Consider the following 6,312-nt stretch of genomic DNA (forward strand, 5'->3'; position numbering starts at 1 on the left):
CGGCTGTGGCTGGCGTCGAAGTCGGAGCTGCTGCTCCAGGCCGTGGACCGGCCGGGCACCTTCCCCACCGAAATCCCCTTCGGCGCGGCGCCATGGAAGCTGGACCCGAGCCCCGCCTCCGCGACGGACACGGGCACCGGCGCCTACTTCCGCGTGAAGCCCACCGGGGAAGTGGAGCCCATGACGGGCGTGCCCGCCAACACGCCCTGCCTGGACTCCACCCCGGACACGGTGCTGCCCAAGGACGTCTACTGCCGTGAAGTCCTGGTGACCAAGGGGCTGCCCCAGGACCTGCCGCCCGAATCCCAGGCGCTGGTGCCCCCGGGCGCCATGCCCTTCACCGTCTGGACGCGCGTGTACCGCAAGGGCGACAGCCTGGAGCGCGCCGCGGTCCACAGCGAGGTGTTCGTCCAATGACGCGCTCCCGGATGCAGACGACGCAGGCCCCGCGCGGCATGACGCTGCTGGAGACGATGGTGGCCGCGGCGCTCGCCACCTTCGTCCTCGCGGCCGCCGCGGCCCTGCTGATGGCGGGCGGGCGCGTGGTGCACAACACGGAGCACGTGGGGGACAGCCACGACCACGCGCGGCTCGCCGGAGAGGCCCTGCTGTCGGCCGTGCGTCAGGCCGGCGCGGGCATGTCCGAGGGCCTCTGGGTGGTGTCCGGGGGCGTGCCCCAGCGCATCAACCCCGTCTTCGGCGGGGACGGCGCGGGCTCCGGCGTGCTGGCCGCCACCACGACCGGCAACGTGCCGGGCACCGACGGCACCGACGACCTGTGGCTGGTGGTGCCGGACCGCGAATACCTGGGCCGCGACTGCGCGCCGGGCGCGGCGATGACGGTGGTGAAGCCGGGCACCGGCACGCTGCAGGTCAACTGCGTGGGCACGCCCAGCACCGCCCCCGGCGCCAACGCCATGCTGGTGGCCAGCAACATGAAGAGCGCGGCGCTCCTCACCCAGGCGACCGTCACGAGCAACCCGCCCACCGCCACGGTGAGCTACCTGGAGTCGGGCGTGCCGGGCTTCTCCAACGCGCCCCACAAGGGCGGCTTCCAGCGCGGGGACCTGGTGTACGCCGCGCGCCTGCTGCACTTCTTCATCGCGAAGAACCCCACCACGAACCGCAAGGCGCTGATGCGCGCGGAGGGCATCCCCGCCACCGACGCGGCCGGGCGCCCCTTCATGGACATGGGCGACCCCCTGGTGGTGCAGGACTTCGTGGAGGACTTCCAGGTGGCCTTCGGCGTGGACGCCGCGACCACGGGGGACCCCGCCCAGTACGTCTTCCAGAACGGCCTGTCGCCCGAATACACCCCCGGCCTGCGCTCGGTGCGCATCAGCGTGGTGGCCACCGGCCGCACGCCCCGGCGCGACACGCGCAACCAGGCAGTGCTCGCCGAGGACCTGCCCATCGCCGTGGAGAACCACACCCCACCCGCCACCGCCACCCCCGACGGCTACTTCCGCAGCCTCTTCCAGCGCCGGGCGGAGTTGCCCAACCTGGCGTCGGCCCGCCTGTGAGTCCGCCCATGTCCCAGCGCCCCTCCTCCCGTTCCGCCCGCGGCGCCACGCTGCTGCTCGTCGTGCTGCTCGTCACCGTGCTGCTGGGGCTGGTGGCGGGCGTGATGGCCTACGCCAGCAGCGAGCGCACCCGCGCCGTCTCCTACAGCCGCGCCGGCCAAAGGCAGAGCTGCGCGGAGAGCGGCCTGCAACTGGCGCGCGGCTACTTCGGCCGCAACTACGCCCAGTGGAACACCTTCCTCGCCGCGCCGTCCGTCTACGACCCGGTCGCCTCGTCCACCAACACCGCGCCCGCCATGCCGCGCGACCCCACGGCCGCCACGGGGCGCAACGCCATCAAGGCCGTCAACCCGGCGCTGTTCGCGGACCTGGACGGAGACGGGAAGGACGACGTCTACATCTACATCCGCGACAACGAGGACGAGTTCAAGCCGCTGGACAACGACTGGACGCGCGACAATGACCAGCAGGTGGTGGTGGGCGCGCTGTGCATCAGCGAGACGCTGATTCCGCGCCGGGGCAACAACAACCAGCAGGACCCCAACGGCCTCGCCGTGGAGGGCATCCTCCAATACAACGGCGGCGGGCAGGCCTACACCGCGCAGAACGCGGGCGGCACGGGGTCCGGGAACCTGAACCGCTGAGCCCCGGAACCTTGGAGCGGGCCTCGGGCGGGCGTGCGAAGCTGCCCGCCATGCCCACGCTCGAAGACGCCATCGCCCTGTCGGTGGCCGCGCACCAGGGTCAGCGCGACAAGGCAGGACAGCCCTACATCCTCCACCCGCTGCGGGTGATGCTGCGCCTGTCCTCGGACGCCGAGCGCACCGTGGCCGTCCTCCACGACGTGGTGGAGGACACGCCCTACACGCTGGAGCGGCTGCGCGAGCTGGGCTACGCGGAGGACGTCCTGTCCGCGCTGGACTGCCTCACGAAGCGCGAGGGGGAGTCCTACGAGGCCTTCATCGAAAGGCTCCGGCCCCACCCCCTGGCCCGCCGCGTGAAGCTGGCGGACCTGGAGGACAACATGGACGTGCGGCGGCTGTCCGCCGTCACGCCCAGGGACGCCGAGAGGCTGTCGCGCTACGTGGCCGCCTGGACGCGCCTGCGCGCGGAGTAGCCGCCGGCCGACCCCAGGAAAGACGACGGCCCGGCGACCCTCCGTGGAAGCGAGGGCGGCCGGGCCGAAAGACAGACGCCGGAGGTGCGTTACGCCTTGGCGAGCTGGCGCAGCACGTACTGGAGGATGCCGCCGTTGCGGTAGTAGTCGAGCTCGTTGGGCGTGTCGATGCGGCACACCGCCGTGAACTCGATGGGGCCCTTCTCGCCGCCGGTCGCCTTCACCGTGAGCTTCTTCTGCGGCGCCAGGCCGTCCGCGACGCCGGTGATTTCGAACGTCTCCTGCCCGGTGAGGCCCAGCGACTGCGCGTCCTGGCCCGCCTCGAACTGGAGGGGCAGCACGCCCATGCCCACGAGGTTGGAGCGGTGGATGCGCTCGAAGCTCTTGGCGATGACGGCCTTCACGCCCAACAGCTGCGTGCCCTTGGCCGCCCAGTCGCGGCTGGAGCCGGTGCCGTACTCCGCGCCCGCCAGCACCACGAGCGGGATGTTCTCCGCCTGGTACTTCATGGACGCGTCGTAGATGCTCATCCGCTCGCGGGTGGGGATGTGCACGGTGACGCCACCCTCCACGCCGGGCACCAGCAGGTTCCTCAGGCGGATGTTGGCGAAGGTGCCGCGCACCATCACCTCGTGGTTGCCGCGACGGGCGCCGTAGGAGTTGAAGTCCTTGGGCTCCACGCCCTCCGCCATCAGGTACTTGGCGGCGGGGCTCGTCTTCGCGATGTTGCCCGCGGGCGAGATGTGGTCCGTCGTCACGGAGTCACCCAGGAGCGCCAGCACGCGCGCGCCCTTGATGTCCTGCGTGGGCTTGGGCTCCTTCGGGAGGTTCTCGAAGAAGGGCGGCTTGCGCACGTAGGTGGACTTCTCCTCCCACTGGAAGGTGGAGCCCTTGCTCACCTGGAGCTGCTGCCACAGCGCGTCGCCGTCCATCGCGTTGGCGTACTGGCTGCGGAACTGCTCCGGCTTCACCGCCGTGCGGATGGTCTCCCGGATCTCCTGGTCGGAGGGCCAGATGTCCTTGAGGAACACCGGCTTGCCGTTCGGATCCGTGCCCAGCGGCTCGTTGTTCAGGTCGCGGCCCACCTCACCGGCCAGCGCGTACGCCACCACGAGCGGGGGGCTCGCCAGGTAGTTCATGCGCACGTGCGGGTTGATGCGGCCCTCGAAGTTGCGGTTGCCGGACAGCACGGCGGCCACCACGAGGTCGCCCTCCACCACCGCGTTGGACACGGCCTCCGGCAGCGGGCCGGAGTTGCCGATGCAGGTGGTGCAGCCGTAGCCCACGACGTGGAAGCCCACGGCCTCCAGGTAGGGCAGCAGGCCCGCGTCCCGCAGGTACTCGGTGACGACGCGGCTGCCGGGGGCCAGGCTCGTCTTCACCCACGGCTGGGGCTTGAGGCCCTTCTCCACGGCGTTCTTCGCCAGGATGCCGGCGGCCACCAGCACGGCCGGGTTGGACGTGTTGGTGCAGGAGGTGATGGACGCGATGACGACCGCGCCGTGGCCCACCTGGTAGCTCTGCTTGCCGTTCTTCACGGTGACGCTCTGGGCCAGCCGCTCCGGGGGCACCGGGGCCGCGGGGGCCTTGGCGCCGCCCTTGGGGCCCTCGTCGTCCTCGCCCTTGCTCTTGCCGGCGGACAGCATCTCCACGAGCGACGCCTCGTAGCCCGCCTTCATGTCCTTCAGGGGCACGCGGTCCTGCGGACGCTTGGGGCCCGCGAGGCTGGGCACCACGGCGGCCAGGTCCAGCTCCAGCGTGTCGGTGAAGAGGGGATCCGGGGCGCCGTCCGTGCGCCACAGGCCCTGCTCCTTCGCGTACGCCTCCGTCAGCGCGACGACGTCATCCGGGCGGCCGGTGAAGCGCAGGTAGTTGCAGCTCTCCTCGTCCACGGGGAAGAAGCCGATGGTGGCGCCGTACTCCGGGGCCATGTTCGCGATGGTGGCGCGGTCCGGCAGCGACAGGTTCTTCAGGCCGTTGCCGTAGAACTCCACGAACTTGCCGACGACGCCCTTCTTGCGGAGCATCTGCGTGACGGTGAGCACCAGGTCGGTGGCCGTCCCGCCCGGGGGCAGCTTGCCGGTGAGCTTGAAGCCCACCACCTGCGGAATGAGCATCGTGATGGGCTGGCCCAGGAGCGCGGCCTCCGCCTCGATGCCGCCCACGCCCCAGCCGACCACGCCCAGGCCGTTGATCATCGTCGTGTGGCTGTCCGTGCCCACGAGCGTGTCCGGGTAGACCGTGGTGCCCTGGCGGAACGTCACCTGCGCCAGGAACTCCAGGTTCACCTGGTGGCAGATGCCGATGTCCGGCGGCACCACGCCGAAGCCCTTGAACGCGCTCTGGCCCCAGCGCAGGAAGGCGTAGCGCTCGCGGTTGCGCTCGAACTCCAGCTCCGCGTTCTCCTTGAAGGCCGCGGTGGTGGCGAAGGAGTCGATCTGCACCGAGTGGTCGATGACGAGGTCGGCCGGGTTGCGCGGGTTGATCTTCGCGGGGTCCCCGCCCATGGCGGCGAGCGCCTCGCGCATGGCGGCCATGTCCACGACCGCCGGCACGCCGGTGAAGTCCTGGAGCAGCACGCGCGCGGGGTGGAAGGAGATCTCCGTCTCCGGCGCGGCCTTGGGGTCCCACGCGAGCATCTTCTCGATGTGCTCACGCTTGACGACGCGGCCGTCCTCGTTGCGCAGCAGGTTCTCCAGCAGCACCTTGAGGGAGAACGGGAGGCGGTTCACCGCCGGGTGGGACTTCGCCAGCGTCCCCAGGCTGAAGAGGTCGTAGGTCGCCGAGCCCACCTTGAGCTTGGCCTTCGTGCCGAAACTGTCCGTCATGTTCGTTGCCGTCCTTCCGTGCCGGAATGAGGCAACTTCTATGGCCCTCGCACCCAGCATGCAAAGGGTTCCTGCACCGCGTTGCAGGCGGTGGACGGTTGCCCGGAGCCCCCTGTTTCCCCAGAGGCTCCGGAGGCGACTCCAGGGCCGGCCCCGGTGTCGGGCTCAGAGCACCTTGCGGAAGAAGTACAGCACCCGCTCCACGGCCTTCTGCCAGAGGGGCCGGCGGCGGAAGACGGCCAGGTCCACCTCGCGGCAGTCGCCGCAGTCGGTGCGGAAGGAATCCTCCAGCTCGCGGCCCAGGCGCGGGTCCGCGAACACGGCGTTGACCTCGTGGTTGAACGCCAGGGAGAGCCGCTCCAGGTTGAACGAGCCGATGGTGCCCCAGATGCCGTCCACCACCGCTGTCTTGGCGTGCAGCACGCCGCGCTGCCATTCGAAGATGCGGATGCCGGCGCCCATCAGCGTCTCGTAGAAGGCGCGCGTCGCGTGCTCCAGGAAGGGGTGGTCGCTCTTGCCGCCGTTGAGCAGCAGGCTGACCTCCACGCCCCGCCTCGCCGCGTCCTTGAGCGCGGCGACCAGCCGGCGGTCCGGCACGAAGTAGCCCGCGGCGATGAGCACGCTCTGGCGCGAGCGCTGGATGGCGTGCAGGTAGGCGCGGTGGATGCTGCGCCGGCTGGACAGCACGGCCAGCCCCACGTCGCCCCGGCGGGGCCCGGCCTGCGGCACGGGCACGCCCTGGATGCGGCGGCGCAGCCGGCTCAGCCGGTCCTGGAACATCATCCGCCAGGTGGCGAGGAAGCGGCGCTCCAGCTCGTGCACCGCGGGGCCTTCAATCTTTGAG

At 70.9% G+C, this 6,312-nt stretch carries 6 protein-coding genes; 4 read left to right on the forward strand and 2 right to left on the reverse strand.

Features of this window, described 5'->3' with window-relative positions; genetic code table 11:
* The 4 genes from OV207_RS06990 to OV207_RS07005 all read left to right on the forward strand — a co-directional run.
* Nucleotides 1–417: type II secretion system protein (locus tag OV207_RS06990; RefSeq protein WP_267553668.1), on the forward strand; the 417-nt coding region annotated here is incomplete at its 5' end.
* Nucleotides 414–1,523 (forward strand): PilW family protein, encoded by a 1,110-nt coding sequence (locus OV207_RS06995; protein WP_267553670.1) that lies wholly within the window; start codon nucleotides 414–416, stop codon nucleotides 1,521–1,523. The genes OV207_RS06990 and OV207_RS06995, both read left to right, overlap by 4 nt.
* A gap of 8 nt (nucleotides 1,524–1,531) precedes the next feature.
* Nucleotides 1,532–2,167: a hypothetical protein gene (locus tag OV207_RS07000; RefSeq protein ID WP_267553672.1), complete on the forward strand. Its 636-nt coding sequence runs from the start codon at nucleotides 1,532–1,534 to the stop codon at nucleotides 2,165–2,167.
* A 50-nt stretch (nucleotides 2,168–2,217) separates the two neighbouring features.
* On the forward strand, nucleotides 2,218–2,640 hold the full coding sequence (locus tag OV207_RS07005; RefSeq protein ID WP_267553674.1) for a GTP pyrophosphokinase: 423 nt from the start codon (nucleotides 2,218–2,220) through the stop codon (nucleotides 2,638–2,640).
* A gap of 89 nt (nucleotides 2,641–2,729) precedes the next feature.
* On the opposite strand, the gene acnA is transcribed toward OV207_RS07005, so the two are convergent.
* Nucleotides 2,730–5,468 (reverse strand): aconitate hydratase AcnA, encoded by a 2,739-nt coding sequence (acnA, locus tag OV207_RS07010; protein WP_267553675.1) that lies wholly within the window; start codon nucleotides 5,466–5,468, stop codon nucleotides 2,730–2,732.
* 165 nt (nucleotides 5,469–5,633) lie between these two features.
* On the reverse strand, nucleotides 5,634–6,312 hold a 679-nt coding region (locus OV207_RS07015), incomplete at its 5' end, for a phospholipase D-like domain-containing protein (protein WP_267553676.1).

This window comes from Corallococcus sp. BB11-1 (assembly GCF_026626625.1).
In the GTDB taxonomy this organism is placed as follows: domain Bacteria; phylum Myxococcota; class Myxococcia; order Myxococcales; family Myxococcaceae; genus Corallococcus; species Corallococcus soli.